General features: G+C 72.3%; 18 protein-coding genes. 11 read left to right on the forward strand and 7 right to left on the reverse strand.

All coding sequences use genetic code 11. The features are described 5' to 3' along the window. Window position 1 precedes the first annotated feature (1 nt). A complete protein-coding gene (locus tag ACGFZQ_RS22490; RefSeq protein ID WP_393841771.1) occupies window positions 2–1,105 on the forward strand; it encodes a phosphotransferase family protein in 1,104 nt (367 codons plus the stop codon). 1 nt (window position 1,106) lies between these two features. On the opposite strand, the gene ACGFZQ_RS22495 is transcribed toward ACGFZQ_RS22490, so the two are convergent. Further along, window positions 1,107–1,568 (reverse strand): hypothetical protein, encoded by a 462-nt coding sequence (locus ACGFZQ_RS22495; RefSeq protein ID WP_393841772.1) that lies wholly within the window; start codon window positions 1,566–1,568, stop codon window positions 1,107–1,109. A gap of 267 nt (window positions 1,569–1,835) precedes the next feature. Here ACGFZQ_RS22495 and ACGFZQ_RS22500 point away from each other — a divergent pair, with 267 nt between their 5' ends. The 4 genes from ACGFZQ_RS22500 (at window position 1,836) to fxsA (ending at window position 6,103) form a co-directional block, all read left to right on the forward strand. Next, window positions 1,836–2,276, forward strand: a complete 441-nt coding sequence (locus tag ACGFZQ_RS22500; protein ID WP_053759891.1) for an Lrp/AsnC family transcriptional regulator — start codon at window positions 1,836–1,838, stop codon at window positions 2,274–2,276. 137 nt (window positions 2,277–2,413) lie between these two features. Continuing rightward, window positions 2,414–4,030: an amidohydrolase gene (locus ACGFZQ_RS22505; RefSeq protein ID WP_393841773.1), complete on the forward strand. Its 1,617-nt coding sequence runs from the start codon at window positions 2,414–2,416 to the stop codon at window positions 4,028–4,030. Between the two features lie 588 nt (window positions 4,031–4,618). Beyond that, window positions 4,619–5,413 carry a polyprenol monophosphomannose synthase gene (locus tag ACGFZQ_RS22510; RefSeq protein WP_393841774.1) on the forward strand — a complete coding sequence of 265 codons (795 nt, stop codon included), beginning with the start codon at window positions 4,619–4,621 and terminating at the stop codon, window positions 5,411–5,413. A gap of 123 nt (window positions 5,414–5,536) precedes the next feature. Then, window positions 5,537–6,103 carry an FxsA family membrane protein gene (gene fxsA / locus ACGFZQ_RS22515; protein ID WP_393841775.1) on the forward strand — a complete coding sequence of 189 codons (567 nt, stop codon included), beginning with the start codon at window positions 5,537–5,539 and terminating at the stop codon, window positions 6,101–6,103. A 106-nt stretch (window positions 6,104–6,209) separates the two neighbouring features. On the opposite strand, the gene ACGFZQ_RS22520 is transcribed toward fxsA, so the two are convergent. The 4 genes from ACGFZQ_RS22520 to ACGFZQ_RS22535 all read right to left on the reverse strand — a co-directional run bounded on the left by ACGFZQ_RS22520 (window position 6,210) and on the right by ACGFZQ_RS22535 (window position 9,705). Next, complete coding sequence (locus ACGFZQ_RS22520; protein WP_010046329.1) at window positions 6,210–6,584, reverse strand: RNA polymerase-binding protein RbpA; 375 nt, start codon at window positions 6,582–6,584, stop codon at window positions 6,210–6,212. A 280-nt stretch (window positions 6,585–6,864) separates the two neighbouring features. Further along, entirely contained in the window at window positions 6,865–8,211 is a 1,347-nt protein-coding gene (locus ACGFZQ_RS22525; RefSeq protein ID WP_393841776.1) for an MFS transporter, read from the reverse strand. A 40-nt stretch (window positions 8,212–8,251) separates the two neighbouring features. After that, window positions 8,252–9,019, reverse strand: a complete 768-nt coding sequence (locus ACGFZQ_RS22530) for a glycerophosphodiester phosphodiesterase (RefSeq protein ID WP_393841777.1) — start codon at window positions 9,017–9,019, stop codon at window positions 8,252–8,254. Further along, complete coding sequence (locus tag ACGFZQ_RS22535; RefSeq protein ID WP_393841778.1) at window positions 9,016–9,705, reverse strand: YitT family protein; 690 nt, start codon at window positions 9,703–9,705, stop codon at window positions 9,016–9,018. The genes ACGFZQ_RS22530 and ACGFZQ_RS22535 overlap by 4 nt, the downstream gene beginning before the upstream one ends. A gap of 64 nt (window positions 9,706–9,769) precedes the next feature. On the opposite strand from ACGFZQ_RS22535, the gene ACGFZQ_RS22540 reads away from it, so the two are divergent. Further along, a complete protein-coding gene (locus ACGFZQ_RS22540; RefSeq protein WP_393841779.1) occupies window positions 9,770–11,269 on the forward strand; it encodes a PLP-dependent aminotransferase family protein in 1,500 nt (499 codons plus the stop codon). A gap of 159 nt (window positions 11,270–11,428) precedes the next feature. Here ACGFZQ_RS22540 and ACGFZQ_RS22545 read toward each other — a convergent pair whose 3' ends face one another. Beyond that, window positions 11,429–12,985 carry an ABC transporter ATP-binding protein gene (locus tag ACGFZQ_RS22545; RefSeq protein WP_393841780.1) on the reverse strand — a complete coding sequence of 519 codons (1,557 nt, stop codon included), beginning with the start codon at window positions 12,983–12,985 and terminating at the stop codon, window positions 11,429–11,431. Window positions 12,986–13,022: 37 nt separating this feature from the next. Beyond that, the gene (locus ACGFZQ_RS22550; protein ID WP_046731976.1) at window positions 13,023–13,217 is read right to left on the reverse strand and encodes a hypothetical protein; all 195 of its coding nucleotides are present in this window, start codon (window positions 13,215–13,217) and stop codon (window positions 13,023–13,025) included. 343 nt (window positions 13,218–13,560) lie between these two features. On the opposite strand from ACGFZQ_RS22550, the gene ACGFZQ_RS22555 reads away from it, so the two are divergent. The 5 genes from ACGFZQ_RS22555 (at window position 13,561) to ACGFZQ_RS22575 (ending at window position 19,082) form a co-directional block, all read left to right on the forward strand. Beyond that, the gene (locus ACGFZQ_RS22555; RefSeq protein ID WP_351735502.1) at window positions 13,561–13,953 is read left to right on the forward strand and encodes an ankyrin repeat domain-containing protein; all 393 of its coding nucleotides are present in this window, start codon (window positions 13,561–13,563) and stop codon (window positions 13,951–13,953) included. Between the two features lie 301 nt (window positions 13,954–14,254). Then, window positions 14,255–15,673, forward strand: a complete 1,419-nt coding sequence (locus ACGFZQ_RS22560) for a HEAT repeat domain-containing protein (RefSeq protein WP_393841781.1) — start codon at window positions 14,255–14,257, stop codon at window positions 15,671–15,673. A 228-nt stretch (window positions 15,674–15,901) separates the two neighbouring features. After that, on the forward strand, window positions 15,902–17,032 hold the full coding sequence (locus ACGFZQ_RS22565) for a glycosyltransferase family 4 protein (RefSeq protein ID WP_393841782.1): 1,131 nt from the start codon (window positions 15,902–15,904) through the stop codon (window positions 17,030–17,032). Next, complete coding sequence (locus ACGFZQ_RS22570; RefSeq protein WP_393841783.1) at window positions 17,029–18,234, forward strand: glycosyltransferase; 1,206 nt, start codon at window positions 17,029–17,031, stop codon at window positions 18,232–18,234. Before ACGFZQ_RS22565 ends, ACGFZQ_RS22570 begins: the two co-directional genes overlap by 4 nt. Next, on the forward strand, window positions 18,231–19,082 hold the full coding sequence (locus ACGFZQ_RS22575; RefSeq protein ID WP_393841784.1) for an SGNH/GDSL hydrolase family protein: 852 nt from the start codon (window positions 18,231–18,233) through the stop codon (window positions 19,080–19,082). The genes ACGFZQ_RS22570 and ACGFZQ_RS22575 overlap by 4 nt, the downstream gene beginning before the upstream one ends. Window positions 19,083–19,153: the final 71 nt, after the last annotated feature.

The raw sequence follows: 19,153 nt of genomic DNA on the forward strand, positions 1-19,153 counted from the left end.
GATGACGACGACACCGCGCCCACGCACCACCACACGCGATCCGGAGGACCTCGTCCGCCGGCTGACCGCCTGGCTGGACGCCCGGCTCCCCGGCGCCAAGGCCGTCGGCGTCACGGTCCCCGCCTCCAACGGCATGTCCAGCGAGACCCTGCTGTTCGAGGTCGAGCACCCCCACCCACCGCTGCGCTCCTGCGCGTTGAGACTGGCGGCGGACCCGTCGGCGTACACCGTCTTCCCGTCGTACGACCTCACCCGCCAGTACCGCACCATGCGGCTGGTCGCCGAACACACGGATGTGCCGGTGCCCCGCGTCCTCTGGCTGGAGGAGGACCCCGGACCGCTCGGCGCGCCCTTCTTCGTCATGGAACGGGCCGAGGGCCGCGTCCCACCCGACGTCATGCCCTATACGTACGAGGGGAATTGGCTGCACTCGGCGAGCGATGCCGAACGTGCGCGACTCGAAGCGGCGTCCGTCGCGCTGCTGGCCCGGCTGCACGACCAGGTCCCGCTCACCGAGACGGAGTTCCTCGCCCTTCCGGGGGAGGGCGACTCCCTGCACCGGCATGTCGAGTCCCAACGCGCCTACTACGCCTGGGTGGTGGACGGACTCGCCCGCTCACCCCTGATCGAGGCCGCGTTCGACCGGCTTGCGGAGCTGTGGCCGAGCGAGCCCGGCACGCCGGTCCTCAACTGGGGCGACGCACGCATCGGGAACGTCGTCTACGACGGCTTCGACCCCGTCGCCGTCCTCGACTGGGAGATGGCGGCACCGGCCCCGCGCGAGGTGGACCTCGGCTGGACCGTCTACCTGCACCGCTTCTTCCAGGACCTCACGGCCGCCTCCGGACAGCCGGGACTGCCCGGCTTCCTGCGCCGCGACCGCGTCGAGGCCCGCTACGCCCGGCTGACCGGCCACACCCCGCGGGACATGGACTTCTACACCCTGTACGCCGCCCTGCGGCACGCGATCGTCATGCTGCGCATCGCCTATCGGCAGGTGTACTTCGGTGAGGTCGCCGTCCCGGCGGATCCGGACACACTGATCCTGCACCACGGCAGTCTGCGCGCCATGGTGCAGGGCAGCTACTGGGATGCGGTGCGGTGACTCAGGCGGCCTGACGGCCGAGGTCACTGCCGCCGAGGCGGCGCATCGCCGGTACGCGCATCGGGCGTGAGCCCGGGCCGCCGACGTGCGAGAAGGGCTGCGTCCGCCAGTCCAGACCCTGCGGGAGGGTGAGCAGGAGGGCGGTGTCCTGCTCCTGCGGCTCGACCGACTCGTTCGCGGACGGGGCCTCGGCCGCCGCACGGCCCGTACCGGCACAGACCGTCAGACCGAACGGGTTCCACGGCGAGGCGCACAGCGCGTGCTCCGGCAGGAACTCCTCGTCCGCCAGCAGGGCGATGGGCTGCGCACAGTCCGGGCAGACCACCCGGTACATCTCGAAGGTGTCGTACGCGTCCAGTTCCTCGGCGTCGTAGAGGTCGGGTTCGACGCCCTCCGGCTCGGGCTCGACAACCAACTGAGGGCGCTTGGACGTGGTGCGACCAGGGCGCTTAAGACTCTGCATGGGTAACTCCCCCTCGGGCTGGGCCGTGACGGCACTGCGGCCTCGACCACAGCAAGCACTTCCCGTCCGGTCTCGGCGGTAATCACGAGAGCATCACGGAGCCTGTCCGGGGGCTGTGGCGTTCGTCACATGCCGCCCGCAGGTGCCCGGTGCGGTGGTTTTGTCCTTCAGCAGGCTCACAACCTGCTCCCCGTGACATCACGAACCGGCCATGACCTGCGCCGCCGAGGTATCCGAGGAGATCAGCCGCACTGTAGCTTTTGCGCCATGGAGGAGCTGGACCGTCAAATCGTGCAGCTGCTCGTCAAGGACGGGCGGATGAGCTACACCGACCTGGGCAAGGCCACGGGCCTTTCCACGTCGGCCGTGCACCAGCGGGTGCGCCGGCTGGAGCAGCGGGGCGTCATCCGCGGTTATGCCGCGGTCGTCGACCCGGAGGCCGTCGGGCTGCCCATGACGGCGTTCATCTCGGTCAAACCGTTCGACCCCAGCGCCCCCGACGACATCGCGGACCGGCTGGCCGGCGTTCCCGAGATCGAGGCGTGCCACAGCGTGGCGGGCGACGAGAACTACATCCTCAAGGTGCGGGTGGCCACCCCGCACGAGCTGGAGGAGCTGCTGGCCCGGCTGCGCGGCCTGGCGGGGGTGTCGACGCGGACGACGGTGGTGCTGTCCACGCCTTACGAGGCGCGGCCGCCGCGGATTTGAGCGCCGTTGAGCTGTCGGCCGTTCGTCGGCTGCGGGTGGTTGGGGGGCTGGTCGCGCAGTTCCCCGCGCCCCTTTCGGGGCACGTTCGGGGCGCCCCTCGTTCAGAGTGATCGGTGTGAGGCGCGAGACTGGTCCCCATGAGCGAGCGCAGCCCCGAATCCCAGACCGTCCTCCTCCGCCGCGGAGAGGTCCACAGTCCCGCCGATCCGTTCGCGACCGCGATGGTCGTGGAGCACGGGCAGGTCGCCTGGGTCGGGTCCGAGGGGGCCGCCGACGCCTTCGCGGACGGGGTCGACGAGGTCGTCGACCTGGACGGAGCCCTGGTGACCCCCGCCTTCACCGACGCCCACGTCCACACCACCTCGACAGGTCTCGCCCTGACCGGCCTCGACCTGTCCGGCGCCGGTTCCCTGGACGCGGCCCTCGCGCTGGTAAGGGACTTCACCGCCGCCCGGCCGGACGACCGGGTGCTGCTCGGGCACGGCTGGGACGCCTCCCGCTGGTCCGACGGGCGCCCGCCGACCCGCGCCGAGCTGGACGCGGCCACTGGCGGCCGCCCGCTCTATCTCTCCCGTATCGACGTCCACTCGGCGGTCGTCAGCACGGCCCTGCTGGACCTGGTCCCCGGTGCGGTCTCCCGGGCGGACGCCCCGCTCACCAGCGACGCCCACCACGCCGTACGTGCCGCCGCGTTCGCAGCCGTGACGCCCGCACAGCGCGCCGAGGCCCAGCGCACCGCCCTCGCACACGCGGCCTCCCTCGGTATCGGCACCGTCCATGAGTGCGGCGGGCCGAAGATCTCCTCCGAGGACGACTTCACCGGCCTGCTGCGGCTCGCCGCGGAGGTGCGCGGACCCCGGGTCGTCGGTTACTGGGCCGAGGCGGCCGACGAAGGCGTCGACAAGGCTCGGGAGCTGGGTGCGCTCGGCGCCGCCGGTGACCTCTTCGTGGACGGCTCGCTCGGCTCGCACACCGCCTGCCTCCACGAGCCCTACGCCGACGCCGGCCACACCACCGGCTCCGCCTACCTGGACGCGGCCGCCGTCGCCGCCCATGTCACGTCCTGCACCGAGGCCGGCCTCCAGGCGGGCTTCCACGCCATCGGCGACGCCGCCGTGAGCGCCGTCGTCGAGGGCGTGCACGCCGCCGCCGAGAAGGTCGGCCCGGCCCGCGTCCGCGCCGCCCGGCACCGCGTCGAGCACGCCGAGATGCTCACGCCCGAGCACATCGCCGCCTTCGCCGAGTTCGGCCTGATCGCCTCCGTGCAGCCCGCCTTCGACGCGCTGTGGGGCGGCACGGACGGCATGTACGCCCAGCGGCTCGGCGCCGAGCGGGCCCGCACCCTCAACCCCTACGCGGCCCTCCTCAAGGCCGGGGTCCCGCTCGCCTTCGGCTCGGACAGCCCGGTCACCCCGCTCGACCCCTGGGGGACCGTCCGCGCCGCCGCCTTCCACCACACGCCCGGACACCGGGTCTCCGTGCGCGCCGCCTTCACCGCGCACACGCGGGGCGGCTGGCGGGCCATCGGCCGCGACGACGCGGGCGTCCTGGTGCCGGGCGCGCCCGCCGACTACGCGGTCTGGCGTACCGAGGAACTGGTGGTGCAGGCCCCGGACGACCGGGTCGCCCGCTGGTCCACCGACCCGCGCTCCGGCACTCCCGGCCTGCCCGATCTGACCCCCGGCCGTGAGCTGCCGGTCTGTCTGCGCACCGTGGTGGGCGGCCGGACCGTGTTCGTACGACCGGGCGAGTGACCCGGCCGCATTCGTACGGCCGGGCGAGTGATCTCCCGGGGTGGCGCGGCCGTGATCGACGGCCGCCGCCCCGTCGCGCGACCTGCGCATCCTCTGCGCTGACCAGCGGTTTGAGGCCGTTTCCGCAGGTCAAACGGCTGTTGACAGCCAGCGGCAGCGGGCCGGTAGGTTCGGCCGAGTCCACCACCGGACGCCCGACCGGGGAGCAGTTCGCGCACTCGTCGCAGCGCCGCTGGGTCAGGGACGGGGCCCCGCACCGGGGCACCGTCACTGGGAGCCAGGCTCAGCGCCCGCGCCGACGAGGGAACGTTCCGGCCGGTCGGGAGGTGTGACCCGGGTGGGGCCCGGACGCTCAGTAGACAACGGCTTTCGGTCGACCCGCAGCCAGCGGGTCCCAGGTCGGCCCGAAGGGCGCCGGGCCCCCATCCGTAGTCGAACGGGCTGGCGGAATCACGGATGAACGCCACCCGAAACGGGCATCCTTACCCCATTCTTTCGGAATCGACACCACCACACGAACGAGCTGTCACGTCAGTGCAGGCCGTGGCCACTATGGTGGTCCCCTGCGTACGACATGAAGGGGCAGCAGTGAACGACGGCGACGGGACCCGCGCGGCACAGGCCCAGGAGAGGCGGTTCGGTCCGCTCGGCACGGCCTTGGTGATCATTCCCACGTACAACGAGGCGGAGAACATCAAGTCCATCGTCGGCCGGGTACGCCTGGCCGTCCCCGAGGCGCACGTCCTGGTGGCGGACGACAACAGCCCGGACGGCACCGGCAAGCTCGCCGACGAACTGGCCGCCGAGGACGACCACGTCCAGGTGCTGCACCGCAAGGGCAAGGAGGGCCTGGGCGCCGCCTACCTCGCGGGCTTCCGCTGGGGCATGGACAACGGCTACGGCGTGCTCATCGAGATGGACGCCGACGGCTCCCACCAGCCGGAGGAGCTGCCCCGCCTGCTGACCGCCCTGAAGGGCGCCGACCTGGTGCTCGGCTCCCGCTGGGTGCCCGGCGGCCGGGTGGTGAACTGGCCCAAGTCCCGCGAGTTCATCTCCCGGGGCGGTTCTCTCTACTCCCGCCTCGCACTCGACCTCCCGCTGCGGGACATCACCGGCGGCTACCGCGCCTTCCGCCGCGAGACCCTGGAGGGCCTGGGGCTCGACGAGGTCGCGTCGCAGGGCTACTGCTTCCAGGTCGACCTGGCCCGCCGGGCGATCAAAGCCGGCTTCCACGTCGTCGAGGTGCCCATCACCTTCGTCGAGCGGGAGCTGGGCGACTCCAAGATGAGCCGCGACATCATGGTGGAGGCCCTGTGGCGGGTCACGTCGTGGGGTGTCACCGAGCGGGTGGGCAAGATCACCGGCAAGGGCAAGCCGTCCTAGCCGTCCTGGCCGTCCTGGCCGGGACAGCGGGCACCGCTGTCACAGCGGGGACCCGGAAACCCCACAGTTCCCGTTGATCATCCCTTTATCCCGCACTGAGCCGGGCCCAGGCACACTGGGAGCATGACGACTGGCGCACAGACCCCTCCGCAGACCACCCGGCCCCGGCGTTCCCGGCTCGGCAGATATCTGCCGCTGGGCATCGCCGCCTGGCTGGTGCTGGAGATCTGGCTGCTGACGGTGGTCGCGGGCGCGACCGGCGGCATGACCGTGTTCCTGCTGCTGGTGGCGGGTTTCGTCGCCGGTGCCGTGGTCATCAGGCGAGCCGGGCGCCGCGCCTTCCAGAGCCTCAACGAGGCGATCCAGCGCGGCGGCTCACCGGAGCGCGGCGGTGGCAACGGCCTGATGATGCTGGGCGGCCTGCTCCTCATGATCCCCGGCCTGGTCTCCGACGCCCTCGGCCTGCTGCTCCTGCTGCCGCCGGTCCAGAAGGCGGTCTCCCGCCTAACCGAACGCACCCTTGACCGCAAGCTCCGCGCGGCCGCGCCCGGCACCCTGGGCGACGCCTTCCAGCAGGCCCGCATCCACCGCCCGGACGGCAAGGTGGTCCAGGGCGAGGTGATCATCCGGAACGACGGTCCGGAGCCGGGCGACCGGCCGGCGGGGGAGCGGCCGCCGCTGACGAGCTGACGGCACTCCGAGAGGGCCGGTCGCCTCACGCAGAACCGAGGGCGCCCTACGTTCACTGAACGTAGGGCGCCCTCGGTTGGTTATGTCGGCTTCCCGTTACACGGAACTATGCGGACTTACGGCTGTCCCTGGGGTGAATCGCGATGTTCATCGCGCCGGACCGCAGAACCGCCAGACGCTCCTCGAGGACCTCTTCGAGTTCCTCACGGGTGCGTCGCTCCATCAGCATGTCCCAGTGGGTACGCGCGGGCTTGGCCTTCTTCTCTTCAGGGCCGTCGCCGTCCACGAGGAGTGCCTGGGCCCCGCAGACCTTGCACTCCCACTCCGGCGGGATCTCCGCCTCGACCGAGAAGGGCATCTCGAACCGGTGCCCCTTCTCGCATGCGTACTCCACGGCCTGGCGCGGGGCCAGGTCGATGCCGCGGTCCGTCTCGTAGCTGGTCACTACGAGGCGCGTACCGCGAAGAGCTCGCTCACTCATGAATCGTGCCTCCCGGGCTTGTCGCCCACAGGACAGGTGTCGCTGTCGTCGTCATCCGGTCAACGTCCGGTCGGCGGTAAAGATTCCCGTTCCGGGTCATGTGTCGCCGTCGTAGCCGCCCCTTGTTGTACCCACCAGCGCCCGGTTTGTCACATCTGCTAACAGATGTCACCCACCGTTTCGGTATCTTTGACGCGCAGTAACGGTACGCCTGGCAGGCCAAACGCGTACACTACCGCCCTTCCGCGTTGAACGCTAAATCTTCCCGCTGGATCTTCTGCTAGATCTTCTGCGGAACCGGGTTGCCGGCCTCACCGATCGCCCGCCGCACCGGGACTCGCGCCAGCAGCGCGAACCCGATGACGAAGAAGGCGACCAGCGAGATGATCGCCGAGCGGTAGCTTCCGGTCAGCTGGAAGGTGATCCCGAACAACAGAGGTCCCAGCCAGCTCATCCCCCGATCGCTCATCTCGTACGCCGCGAAGTACTCGGCTTCTTTTCCGGGCGGTACGAGGTGCGAGAACAGGGAGCGGGAAAGCGCCTGGCTGCCGCCCAGGACGAGCCCGATGCCGGCCGCGAGGACGAAGAACCACACCGGCGCCCCGGCCGGCAGGAAGTACCCGGCCGCCAGCGTCACCGTCCACGCCACCAGCGACCCGAGGATCGTGCGCTTGGCTCCGTACGTCCGCGCCAGCCGCCCCATCGTCAGGGCGCCGGCCACCGCCAGCACCTGGACCAGCAGGACGGCCCCGATGAGCGTCGACTGGCCGAGGCCCAGCTCCTCGGAGCCGTATACGGACGCCTGCGAGATCACGGTCTGGATGCCGTCGTTGTAGACGAGGTACGCCAGCAGGAAGGACAGCGTCAGCGGATGACGGCGCATGTCCCGGACGGTCGCCGTGAGTTGACGCAGCCCGGGCGCCGTCGCCTCGGCGGCCCTGCCGCCCCGGTCGCGCAGCCGTCGTAGCGGTACGAGGGTGAAGGCCCCCCACCACAGACCCGCCGCGGCCAGGCAGATGCGGACCGCCTCCGTCTCGGAGAGGCCGAAGGAGTCGTGCGCGGAGTACAGGACCAGGTCGGCTATCAGCACCAGCGAACCGGCCGCGTAGCCGAAGGCCCAGCCCCGGGAGGAGATCGTGTCGCGTTCCTCGGGCGGGGCGATCTGGGGGAGGTAGGAGTTGTAGAGCATCAGGGCGACGGACTGCGCGGCGTTCGCCACGATCAGCAGCAGCCCGCCGAGCAGGTAGCGGTCGCCGTCGAGGAAGAACATGCCCGTGGTCGCCACGGCCCCGGTGTACGCGGCCGCGCCGAGCAGCTGCTTCTTGCGGCCCGTGCGGTCGGCCACGCTGCCCACCAGGGGCATCAGCACGACCGCCAGGATCACCGACAGGGAGACCGAGTAGGCGAAGAAGGAGCCCGACCGGACCGGGATGCCGAGCGGGTGCACATAGCCGTCCGCGTCGGCCGCGTGGTCGGCGACCGACGTGAGGTACGGGCCGAGGAACACGGTGAGCACACTCGTCGAGTAGACCGAGCACGCCCAGTCGTAGAAGTACCAGCCGCGCTGTTCGCGCCGCAGCTCGGTGACCTCGTCCGAGGCCCCCGCCCGCACGGTTTCGGTGCCCACCCGTGCCCTCGCCTTTCCCGCAGCAGTGCCGTCGCGCGCCTCAGACCCAGACGCCGCGGTCCTGCATGACCTCACGCAACGTGTCGATGTGATCGGTCATGATGCCATCGACTCCCAGGTCCAGGAGCCGGTGCATCCGCTCGGATTCGTTGATGGTCCACACGTGGACGTGCAGCCCGCGCGCGTGGGCGGCGCGGACGAAGCGCCGGTCGACGACCGGGACGCCCGACTGCGACTCGGGCACCTGCGCGGCGACCGCCGACCGGCGCACCGAGGCGGGCAGCCCCCAGGAGCGCAGCCGCAGTCCGACCACACCGCGGGTGCCGAACGAGGTGGCCAGCCGTGGCCCCGCGATGCGCTGCGCCCGCAGCACCCGCGCCTCCGAGAACGAGCCGACGCACACCCGGTCGTAGGAGTCCGTCCGGTCGATCAGGTCCAGCAGCGGCCGCAGCGCCGGCTCCGCCTTGGCGTCCACGTTCCAGCGGACGTCCGGGAACTCCTCGAGCAGTTCCTCGAAGAGGGGGAGCGGCTCGCGGCCCGCCACGCGCGCGTGCCGCACGTCCTCCCACGGCAGGTCGCCGATCCGGCCCGCCCCGTCGGTGAGCCGGTCCAGGGTGTCGTCGTGGAAGGCGACGAGCCGGCCGTCCGCCGTGGCGTGCACATCGGTCTCGATGTACCGGTAGCCGAGCTCGACCGCGCGCCGGAACTGCGCCACGGTGTTCTCCAGGCCGTCCGCTGCCCCGCCGCGGTGGGCGAAGGCGATGGGGCCGGGGTGGTCCAGGTACGGGTGGCGGATCAGCGTGCTCACGAGCGAAGTATGGCTCGTTCGGATGACCCCTTGGCAACGACCGCGCTGCCTTGGGATGCCACCGGAACGGCGAACACCTTGAGGAACAGCTGGGCGAGGGGCCCGATGGAGACGGCGTAGAGCAGGGTCCCGACGCCGATGGTCCCGCCGAGCACGAATCCCGTGGCGACCACCGCGACCTCGATCGCCGTCCGGATCAGCCGGATCGAACGTCCGGTACGCCGGTGCAGCCCCGTCATCAGGCCGTCCCGGGGACCCGGCCCGAAGCTCGCCGCGATGTACAGCCCGGTCGCCGCTCCATTGAGTACGATCCCCGCCGCCATCAGCGGAATCCGCACGGCGAACGCGTGTGCGCCGGGGACCACGGCGAGCGTGGCGTTCATGGCGAGGCCGATGACGAACACGTTGGAGACCGTGCCGAGGCCCGGGCGCTGGCGCAGCGGGATCCACAGGAGCAGCACGGCCGCGCCCACGAATATCGACACCGTGCCGATGCTCAGCCCGATGTGCTCGGCCAGACCCTGGTGGAGCACGCCCCAGGGCTCCAGGCCGAGGCCCGCTTCGACGAGAAGCCCGGAACTCACGCCGTACAGGGTGAGCCCCGCATAGAGCTGGATCAGCCGTCGCCCGAGCCGGCCTCGCGTGGACAAGAGGTACCCCCTGCTGGTGGTGGTGGACTGCTTCATGTCACTCTGTGGCTTGGGAGGAAAAGCCATCCATGGCCAATTCGGGGAAGGTGGACTGATTCTCATGGCGCAGTGGACTTCGGCGGTGGGTGCCGCACAGCTCGGCCGGCTGCTCAACTCGCAGCAGGACCGCCCGGCCGGCCCAGGCACCCGGCGCCCGCCCGCCTACCGTGCGCTCGCCGACGGGATCAGGCTGCTGGTCCTCGAAGGGCGCGTCCCGGTCGCCGCCCGGCTGCCCGCCGAACGCGAACTGGCCCTCGCCCTGTCCGTCAGCCGTACGACCGTGGCGGCGGCCTACGAGGCGCTGCGCGCGGAGGGATTCCTGGAGTCCCGGCGGGGCGCCGGCAGCTGGACCGCCGTCCCGGCGGGCAACCCGCTGCCCGCCCGCGGCCTCGAGCCGCTGCCGCCCGAGGCCCTCGGCTCGCTGATCGACCTGGGCACCGCCGCCCTGCCCGCGCCCGAGCCGTGGCTGACCCGTGCGGTCCAGGGCGCCCTGGAGGAACTCCCGCCGTACGCCCGCACGCACGGCGACTACCCGGCCGGGCTCCCGGTGCTCCGCGCGATGATCGCGGAGCGCTACACCGCGCGCGGGATCCCCACGATGCCCGAGCAGATCATGGTCACCACCGGTGCGATGGGTGCGATCGACGCGATCTGTCATCTCTTCGGCGGGCGGGGCGAGCGCATCGCCGTCGAGTCACCCTCGTACGCCAACATCCTCCAGCTGATGCGGGAGGCGGGTGCCCGGCTGGTCCCCGTGGCCATGGCCGAGGGCCTCACGGGCTGGGACATGGACCGCTGGCGCCAGGTCCTGCGGGAGGCGGCACCGCGGATCGCGTACGTCGTCGCCGACTTCCACAACCCCACCGGGGCGCTCGCCGACGAGGACCAGCGCCGCCGGCTGGTCGACGCGGCCCGCTCGGCGGGCACGGTGCTGGTCGCCGACGAGACGATGAGCGAGCTGTGGCTGGACGAGGGGGTGGAGATGCCCCGGCCGGTCTGCGGCTTCGACCCGGCGGGCTCGACCGTCGTCACGGTCGGCTCCGCCAGCAAGGCGTTCTGGGCGGGCATGCGCATCGGCTGGGTGCGGGCGGCCCCCGACGTCATCCGCAGCCTGGTCTCCGCGCGGGCCTACGCCGACCTGGGGACGCCGGTGCTGGAGCAGCTGGCGGTGAACTGGCTGTTCGGCACGGGGGGCTGGGAGCAGGCGGTCGAGCTGCGCCGCGCCCAGGCCCGCCAGAACCGGGACGACCTGCTGACCGCGGTACGGCGGGAGCTGCCGAACTGGGAGTTCGAGGTGCCGCGGGGCGGGCTGACGTTGTGGGTCCGGGCGGGCGGGCTGTCCGGCTCGCGGCTGGCGGAGGCGGGGGAGCGGGTGGGGGTGCGCGTCCCTTCGGGGCCGCGCTTCGGGGTCGACGGTGCCTTCGAGGGGTATGTGCGGCTGCCGTTCACGGTGGGGGGAGCGGTGGCCGACGAGGCGGCGGCCCGACTGGCCGCGGCGGCGCGGTTGGTGGAGGCCGGTGCGTCCGGCGGGGGCGAGGCGCCGAGGACGTTCGTGGCGTAGGCGGTTGTTCGGCCGCGGGTGGGTGGGGGCTGGTCGCGCCCACGCGGCGGTAGCCGCAAATCCAATACAGCCCCGCGCCCCTGACGGGGCGCTGTCCCGCCGTGTCGCGCCAGCCGCGGGCGGCGCCCTGCGAGCCCGGTGAGCGACCCACCCCGTACCTCAGCCCTCGGCGACCGCCGCCTCCATCGGTGCCGGCTGCTCCGTCGGCTCGCTCCGGGGCGGCAGCAGGTCCAGTACCGCCTGCCGGTCCGCGTCGCTCGTCGCGTCGTCGTACGGGTCCGGCGTGGCCGGCACCTGGAGCCGCAGCACCGGGCCGTGGCCCAGCCGGGCATAGCCCCGGCCCGGCGGCATGTGGGCCAGCGGCGTCGTGTGCGGCGGTGCCCCCAGCGCCGCCTCCAGCTCGTCCGGCAGCGCCGGCCCGAGCACGACACGCGCGCGCGTGTGCTGTCGTAGCGCCTCGCTCACCGCGTCCGTGCTGTCGAGGTGCTCGGCGACCACCACGGTGACGTTCGCCGCGCGGCCGTGCCGGAGGGGGGTCTGGAGGAGGGTCCCCGGGTCCTGGTGGCCGTTCGCCGAGGCCAGGTGAACGAAGGAGCCGGGACGGTCCAGCAGGATCCACAGCGGGCGCCGGCAGTCGTCCGGCGGCGGATGGCCGGCCTGCCGCGCGTGGTTGAGGGCGATGAGCCGCCGTTCCGTCTCGTGCGCGGCCCATTCGAGGCTGGCCAGCGCCCCGGCGAGACCGCACTCCACGGCGAGGACCCCGTCCCGGCCGGAGAGGCACGCGTACTCGCCGGTGCCGCCGCCCTCGAGGATGAGCACGTCGCCGTACTGGAGGGCCTGCAACGCGACGGAGCGCAGCAGGGTCGAGGTGCCGCTGCCGGGGCGGCCCGTGACCAGCAGATGGGGTTCGGTGGAGCGGGCGCCGGTGCGCCAGACGACCGGCGGGACGTCCCGCTGCTCCTCGCCGTACGTGAGCGGGAGCGTGCGCTGGACCTCGGTGGGGTCGGTGAAGCCCAGGACCGTCTCGCCCGGGGCGGTGACGAAGCGCTGGGCGGCGATGTCGGTGGGCAGCGGGGCGAGGACCGTCACCGTGAGCCGGTTGCCCTCCTCGTCCCAGGCGAAGTGGTACTCGCGGCCGCGCCCGGACTTCGCGGTGAGCAGGTACTCGATCCGGGCGCGGGCCTCGGGCTCCCCGTCCGGGAAGTACGCGGGGTAGCGGATCATGAGCTGGCTGACGCGGCCGGCGTCGTCGAACTCGTGGGAGAGGAAGGCCTTCTCCCACTCCCCGCTGTGCGCGTACAGCGGCGCCGGGTCCTCGGCGGCCGAGAAGTACGGCACCAGGGCCTCGTACAGGGACTGGAGCCGCTGGGTCTGCGACTCGTCGGGGCCCTCCGGCGGGGGCGGGTTGGGATCGCGGCCGTGCCAGGCGCTCGCCGCCATCAGGGTGATGACGGCGAGCAGGGGTCCGTACGGCACCAGGGCCACGACCAGGACGACCGAGGCCACCAGGAAGAGCAGCGGCCCACGCTTGTCCTTCGGTGTCTCCGCCCACCTGTGCCGTCCGGCCGAGGCCAGCCGGCGCAGTCCGCGCGTGACGGTGATGAGCGGATGGAGGACGTCGGTGGCGCTGTCGGCAGCCGTCCGGGCCAGCTCCCGGCTCCGGGCGAGCTGCGCGGTGCCGTTGCTCAGAATGCGGGGGAGAGGGCGCCGGGCCACTGCTGTCTCCTGAAGGTGCGTAGGGACGGGAGGGGCGTCAGAACTTGATGCCGCCGAGCAGGCTCGCGAGGCTCTCGCCGCCGGCCTTGATGCTCGGTGCGATGGCCGTGCTGGCGAGATAGAAGCCGAAGAGCGCCGAGACCGTGGCGTGCGACGGCTTCAGTCCGTCCTTGCGGAAGAAGAGGAAGACGATGATGCCGAGCACGATGACGCCTGAGATGGAGAGGATCATTTGAGATCTCCTGGTGTCGAGGGGGGACAGTCACCATGAGTTCTTCCAGCATCACAGAAGGTATCTATACGATTAAAGGTGCAAATGAGTGAATTTCGGTTGATTTCACTCGATCAGCGGATCGTTCCTGCTCTGAGCCGACCAGGTCGGACGAGGCCCGGGCGGGGTCCCGGTGATCGTCCGGCGGAACTGCGGTGATCTTTACCTCGGACAGTTCCGGTCATGTGCACCCTGAAGCCAGTACGCTGGCGATTCACTCGTACGGCCGCACGGCCCGCCCGTTGCCGTACGCTCCCTCCGTCCATGGAAGTCCCCGCAGTACACAGGAGAGGCGGTCCGTTCGATGAGCGAAGCCCCCGACCCCGAGGTCGTGGAGCTGGCGACCAAGATCTTCGATCTGGCCCGGCAGGGGCGGACCGAGGCGCTCGTGGCGTACCTCGACGCGGGCGTTCCGGCCAACCTCACCAACGACCGCGGTGACTCCCTCGTGATGCTCGCCGCCTACCACGGGCACGCCGACGCGGTACGCGAGCTGCTCGGCCGGGGTGCCGAGGCGGACCGGGTCAACGACAGAGGCCAGACCCCGCTCGCCGGAGCGGTCTTCAAGGGCGAGACAGAGGTCGTCAAGGCGCTCGTGGAGGCCGGCGCGGACCCCGCGGCGGGCACCCCGTCGGCCGTCGACACCGCGCGGATGTTCGGCAAGACAGAACTTCTCGAATTGTTCGGCATCCACTGAACCATCCCTTCCTACCAGCGAAAACACACAAAACGGGGGAGGCGGTACAGGGCCGCCGAAATTTCGGTCGCGGCAGGTCGAAGTGCCGAGTCATCATGACGTCGTGATTCACGGACGCGATGGCTGGGCAGGTGTTGCCGCACCGCGCGGGCCGTGATGCGGCCCGCATGGGCCACTGACGAGAGGCAGAGAGAAATGGTCTACAGCAAGCAAGAGACGGCGGGCGCTCCGACGTTGTGTCACGCGGCCAGGTAGTGCGTGTTCTCCGGTTGCGTCGACGCTTGATGTGAGGCTGTTTCCCATGTTCGATCCGGTCATAGCGCCCAGCGGTACGCTGCTCGGCCTGCTCCAGAGGGGCCGTGGCGACGGCACGCTGCACGCGCTCACCGCCCCGCGAGCCGAAGCGCTCGCGGCGCTGAACCACTGCGTGCTCCACGACCCCCGCCACGACTGGCAGGTGGAGAACCGCTCCCTCTACTACGCCCGCCTCCATCTCGACCTGAACGGCGAGCTGGACGCCATCGAGGCGCATCTCTTCGACCCCGACGACGTCCTCGACTCCGAGGAGTCCCGCACCGGCCTCGCGCTGGCCGTGCTCGGGCACCTCGCCTCCTACGGCAGGCGGGACGCGCTCGCACTGCTGCGCAGGTACGCCGCCACCGGCACCAACTGGGCCTGGGCCCTGGACGAGCTGGCGCTGCGCGACGACGACGCGGGCCTGTGCGCCCTCGCCGCCCCGGTGCTGGCGCGCTTCACCACGGACGCCGAGGGCGAGGCCGAGCTGGCCGCCGCCGTCCGGGACGCCTTCGAGCCACGGCCCTGGCGGCTGTGGGCCGAGGATCCCCGCGAATCGATCGCCACGCGCGTGCGTGCCGCACAGGAAACCGGCTGTTTCGACCGCTGGCAGCGCCAGATGCGACCTACCGGGCCCCGTCCGGGGTGGAGCGTGCGCGCGGTCTTCGAGTGGGCCCAGCAGGGCATCGAGCGGGGCGCGGCCCTCCATGTGCCGGCCGCCCGCTGCCTGGTCGCCGTGGCCGGGCCCGAGGACCGGCCGGAGATCCTCCAGGCGGCCAAGGACGGCGGCGACGGAGCCCGCTGCACCGCGTTGCGCTACCTGGCCGACAGCAACGACTCCGACGCGCTGAGCCTGATCGAGGCCGCGGTGATCGACGGCACCGCCGTCGTCGTGGAGGCCGCCGTCGACGCCTTCGAACGCATGCGCAGTATCGCCGCCGTCGACCGCGCCCGCGGCTGGGCCCGCCGGCCCGACGCCCTCGGCGCCGCCGCCGGACGGATGCTCGCCTGCCGGGGCGGCGCCCAGGACAGCGAACTGGTCCTCGCCGCCCTGCGGGAAGCCGTACGCGGCGAAGGCCCCGACGCGCCGACCCTGTGGACCCTCGTCGACGGCACCGGACGCCTTGGCATCGTCTGCGCCGCGCCCGTCCTGCGGCACGTCTACCGCGAGACCGCCTCGTCCCATCTCCGCGGCCGCGCCGCCCGCGCCCTGGCCGCCACCGATCCCTCCTTCGCCACCGGCTTCGCCGTCGAATGCCTGTGGGACTGCGAGGAGACCACCCGCGAGATCGCCGCCCGGCACGCCGAGACCGGTGACGCCCGGGTCGTCGAACAACTCCGTCGGCTCGCCGCAGACCCGGCCGAGGAGGACGAGGTCCAGACGGCCGTCCGCAGCCGTATCGGACCGGACACCCCCGCCGTGTGAGTCATCGCCACGGGGGACCACGGCGTCAACTCGGGAACCACGGGGGATCCCGCATACGTTCAAATCGCGGAAGACCGCCCGCTGAGTGAACAACCGGTGACCGGCAGACCAGCCGGGCATGGACGCCGACTGGCCCGCTCGGGTGTGCAGGGCAACGCTCATGGGACGTTTAACCATCGGAAAGATCCACTTTGACGCGGCCACGTCCAGCGCGGCGACAACACCGGTATGCGTGTCGTCATCGTGACCGAATCCTTTCCCCCCGATGTGAACGGCGTGGCCCACTGCGCGCTCCAGACCGCCCGACACCTCGTCGATCGCGGTCACGCTCCCCTCGTCGTCGCTCCGGCTCCCGCCCCCGGCAACAGGCTCGCCGCGGCCGCCGCGCCGTGCCCTGTCGTCCACGTCCCCTCCCTTCCACTCCCGGGCTATCCCCAGGTCCGCGTGGCTCTCCCCAGCCGCAGGCTCGCCGCCGCGCTGATCGAGCACCGCGCGGACGTCGTCCACCTGGCCAGCCCCTTCATCCTCGGTGTCCGCGGCATGGCCGCCGCCGCCCGGCTCGGTATCCCCGCCGTCGCCGTCTACCAGACCGACCTGGCCGGATATGCCCGGACCTACGTGGGCGCCGGCGAGGCGGCCGCCTGGCGGCGGATACGGTCCGTCCATGGCGCCGCCGACCGCACCCTCGCCCCGTCCACCGCGTCGATCAGCGACCTGGAGTCGCACGGGGTTCCCCGGATCCAGCTGTGGCAGCGTGGCGTGGACACCGTCCGCTTCCGCCCCGAGTTCCGCGACGAGGCGCTGCGCCGCGAGATCGCCCCGAACGGCGAGGTCATCGTCGGCTACGTCGGCCGTCTCGCCCCCGAGAAGCAGGTCGAGCTCCTCGCCGGGGTCTGCGGCCTGGAAGGCGTCAGGGTCGTGATCGTGGGCGACGGGCCGAGCCAGGCCCACCTCACCGAGGCGCTGCCCGGCGCGGTCTTCCTCGGCCGCCGCACCGGCACCGACCTCGCCCGGATCTTCGCCTCGTTCGACGTCTTCGCGCACACCGGCCCCTTCGAGACGTTCTGCCAGACCGTCCAGGAGGCCATGGCCAGCGGAGTCCCGGTCGTCGCGCCCGCCGCCGGCGGCCCGATCGACCTGGTCGACCACGGCTGCACCGGCTTCCTGGTCCCGCCGCGCGACGCGGGCGCCGTCCGTGAGGCCGTGGCCTCCCTGGTGGCCGACCCCGCGATGCGGGCCGGCTTCGGCGCCGCCGCCCGCGCGACCGTCGAGGGCCGCACCTGGGCCGCGGTCGGCGACCAGCTGATCCAGCACTACGAGGACGTGCTCGCGGCACGCCGGCCGGTGGTGGCGGCATGAGCGTCTCGTCGTCAGCACCCCTGCGCATCGTCCGGCTCGCCAACTTCGTCGCGCCCTCCTCCGGCGGCCTGCGCACCGCCCTGCGCGAACTCGGGAAGGGCTTCGTGGCCGCCGGTCACGAGTCGGTCCTGATCGTGCCCGGCGAGCGCTTCTCGGACCGGGTCGAGGAGCAGGGCCGGGTCATCACCCTGCCCGGCCCGGTGCTGCCCGGCACCGGCGGCTACCGCGTCCTCGTCGACAAGACACGCGTGCAGACCCTCCTGGAGCACCTCGCCCCGGACCGCCTGGAGGTGTCCGACCGCACCACCCTGCGCTGGACCGGCCGCTGGGCCCGGCGCGCCCGGATCCCCGCCGTCATGGTCTCCCACGAGACCGCCGACGGCGTCCTGCGCACCTGGGGCATGTCCGAGAACATGTCCCGGCGCACCGCCGACGCCCTCAACATCCGTACGGCGCACACCTACGCGCGCGTGGTGTGCACCACCGAGTTCGCCGAGCGCGAGTTCATCCGCATCGGCGCGCGCAACGTCGTACGCGCCCCCTTGGGCGTCGACCTGACCGGCCGCCACCCCTCGCTGCGCGACCTCGACCTGCGGGCCCGGTACACGCGCGCGGACGAGGCACTGCTCGTCATGTGCTCGCGGCTGTCTGTGGAGAAGCGGCCCGGCACCGCCCTCGACGCCGTGGAGGCGCTGGCCCGGCGCGGCCGCCGGGTGATCCTGGTCGTCGCCGGCGACGGGCCGCTGCGGGCGCGTCTGGAACAGCGCGCGCGGGAGCGCAGGCTGCCGGTGACCTTCCTGGGGCACGTCTCCGACCGGGACACCCTGGGCGCGCTGCAGGCGTCCGCCGACGTGGCCATGGCGCCCGGCCCCGCCGAGACCTTCGGGCTCGCCGCCCTGGAGGCCATGGCCTGCGGGACGCCCGTGGTCGCCAGCGCCTCCTCCGCGCTGCCCGAGGTGATCGGCTCCGCGGGGGCCACCGCCGCCGACCGCGGCGAGGCCTTCGCCGACGCCGTGGAGATGCTCCTGGAGCGGCCCGGTCCCGAGCGCAGGGAAGCGGCACGCGCGCGTGCGGAGTGCTTTGGCTGGGGAACGGCCGTGGAGGCCTTCCTCGCCGCGCACGACGCGCCGGTGCTGTGCCGTCGCGACGAGAACGGAACGACGGAACCGATCCGTCGTGTCGTGCCGGAGGGCGTGGCATGAGAGCGGTTCGGTTCGTGGCGCTGGGGGACTCGCTGACCGAGGGCGTGGGCGACCCCGCCGGCGACGGGTGGCGCGGCTGGGCCGCGCTGCTGGCCGGCGGACTCGCCGCGAAGGACGTGGACTTCACCAACCTCGCGGTCAGCGGGGCGCAGACCCGGGACGTGCTGGAACGCCAGACCCCGGCCGCGCTGGATCTGCGCCCCGACATCGTCGCCGTCGTCATCGGCGTCAACGACACCCTGCGCTGCACGTTCGACATCCACGCGGTGGCCGAACGGCTCGACAAGGTCTACGCGTCCCTGACCGCGCAGGGCGCGACCCTGCTCACGGCGTGCCTGCCCGACCCCGGCTCGATGTGGGGACTCCCCGGCGCCCTGGCCCGCCCGCTGGCCCGCCGGGGGCGTGCGGTCAACATGGTGGTGCACGCCCTGTCCGAGCGGTACGGGGCCGTCCATCTGCACGCGGCGGAGGGCGCCTGGCTCACCGACCGCGAGATGTGGAGCGCGGACCGGCTGCACCCGGGCGAGCGTGGGCACCGGCAGCTCGCCGTCCGCTTCCACGCCCTGCTCGCCCCGCTGGGTATGGCGACGGGTACGGTGCCGTCCCCCGAGCCCGAGTTCCCGCCGCCGACCAAGAAGGCGAGCCTGTTCTGGCTGGCCACCGCCGGCACCGCGTGGGTGATCAGGCGCTGCCGCGACCTGTTGCCGCAGCTGATGCGGCTGGCCATCGACGAGATGCGGCACCGCCGGAAGGGCACCAGCGCCCGCCTGGACCTGAGCGCGTCCGCTGCCGTGTCCGCCGCACTGGCCGCCCTCCAGCCGCCGGAGCGGCCTGCCGACGCCGCGTGAGGACGATGACGCGTGAGGACGATGACGCGTGAGGACGATGACGTCACGCGCGAAACGAGGGTGCCGGACGC

Origin of the sequence: Streptomyces sp. NPDC048254 (genome assembly GCF_043201895.1) — a bacterium.
Classification (GTDB): Bacteria; Actinomycetota; Actinomycetes; order Streptomycetales; family Streptomycetaceae; genus Streptomyces.

Coding starts and splice junctions, on each gene's coding strand:
- ACGFZQ_RS22565 (WP_393841782.1), top strand. CDS start 15,902: ATGCGTGTCGTCATCGTGACCGAATCCTTTCCCCCCGATGTGAACGGC.
- ACGFZQ_RS22550 (WP_046731976.1), bottom strand. CDS start 13,217: ATGATCCTCTCCATCTCAGGCGTCATCGTGCTCGGCATCATCGTCTTC.
- ACGFZQ_RS22500 (WP_053759891.1), top strand. CDS start 1,836: ATGGAGGAGCTGGACCGTCAAATCGTGCAGCTGCTCGTCAAGGACGGG.
- ACGFZQ_RS22535 (WP_393841778.1), bottom strand. CDS start 9,705: ATGAAGCAGTCCACCACCACCAGCAGGGGGTACCTCTTGTCCACGCGA.
- ACGFZQ_RS22575 (WP_393841784.1), top strand. CDS start 18,231: ATGAGAGCGGTTCGGTTCGTGGCGCTGGGGGACTCGCTGACCGAGGGC.
- ACGFZQ_RS22570 (WP_393841783.1), top strand. CDS start 17,029: ATGAGCGTCTCGTCGTCAGCACCCCTGCGCATCGTCCGGCTCGCCAAC.
- ACGFZQ_RS22540 (WP_393841779.1), top strand. CDS start 9,770: ATGGCGCAGTGGACTTCGGCGGTGGGTGCCGCACAGCTCGGCCGGCTG.
- ACGFZQ_RS22495 (WP_393841772.1), bottom strand. CDS start 1,568: ATGCAGAGTCTTAAGCGCCCTGGTCGCACCACGTCCAAGCGCCCTCAG.
- fxsA (WP_393841775.1), top strand. CDS start 5,537: ATGACGACTGGCGCACAGACCCCTCCGCAGACCACCCGGCCCCGGCGT.
- ACGFZQ_RS22505 (WP_393841773.1), top strand. CDS start 2,414: ATGAGCGAGCGCAGCCCCGAATCCCAGACCGTCCTCCTCCGCCGCGGA.
- ACGFZQ_RS22520 (WP_010046329.1), bottom strand. CDS start 6,584: ATGAGTGAGCGAGCTCTTCGCGGTACGCGCCTCGTAGTGACCAGCTAC.
- ACGFZQ_RS22555 (WP_351735502.1), top strand. CDS start 13,561: ATGAGCGAAGCCCCCGACCCCGAGGTCGTGGAGCTGGCGACCAAGATC.
- ACGFZQ_RS22490 (WP_393841771.1), top strand. CDS start 2: ATGACGACGACACCGCGCCCACGCACCACCACACGCGATCCGGAGGAC.
- ACGFZQ_RS22560 (WP_393841781.1), top strand. CDS start 14,255: ATGTTCGATCCGGTCATAGCGCCCAGCGGTACGCTGCTCGGCCTGCTC.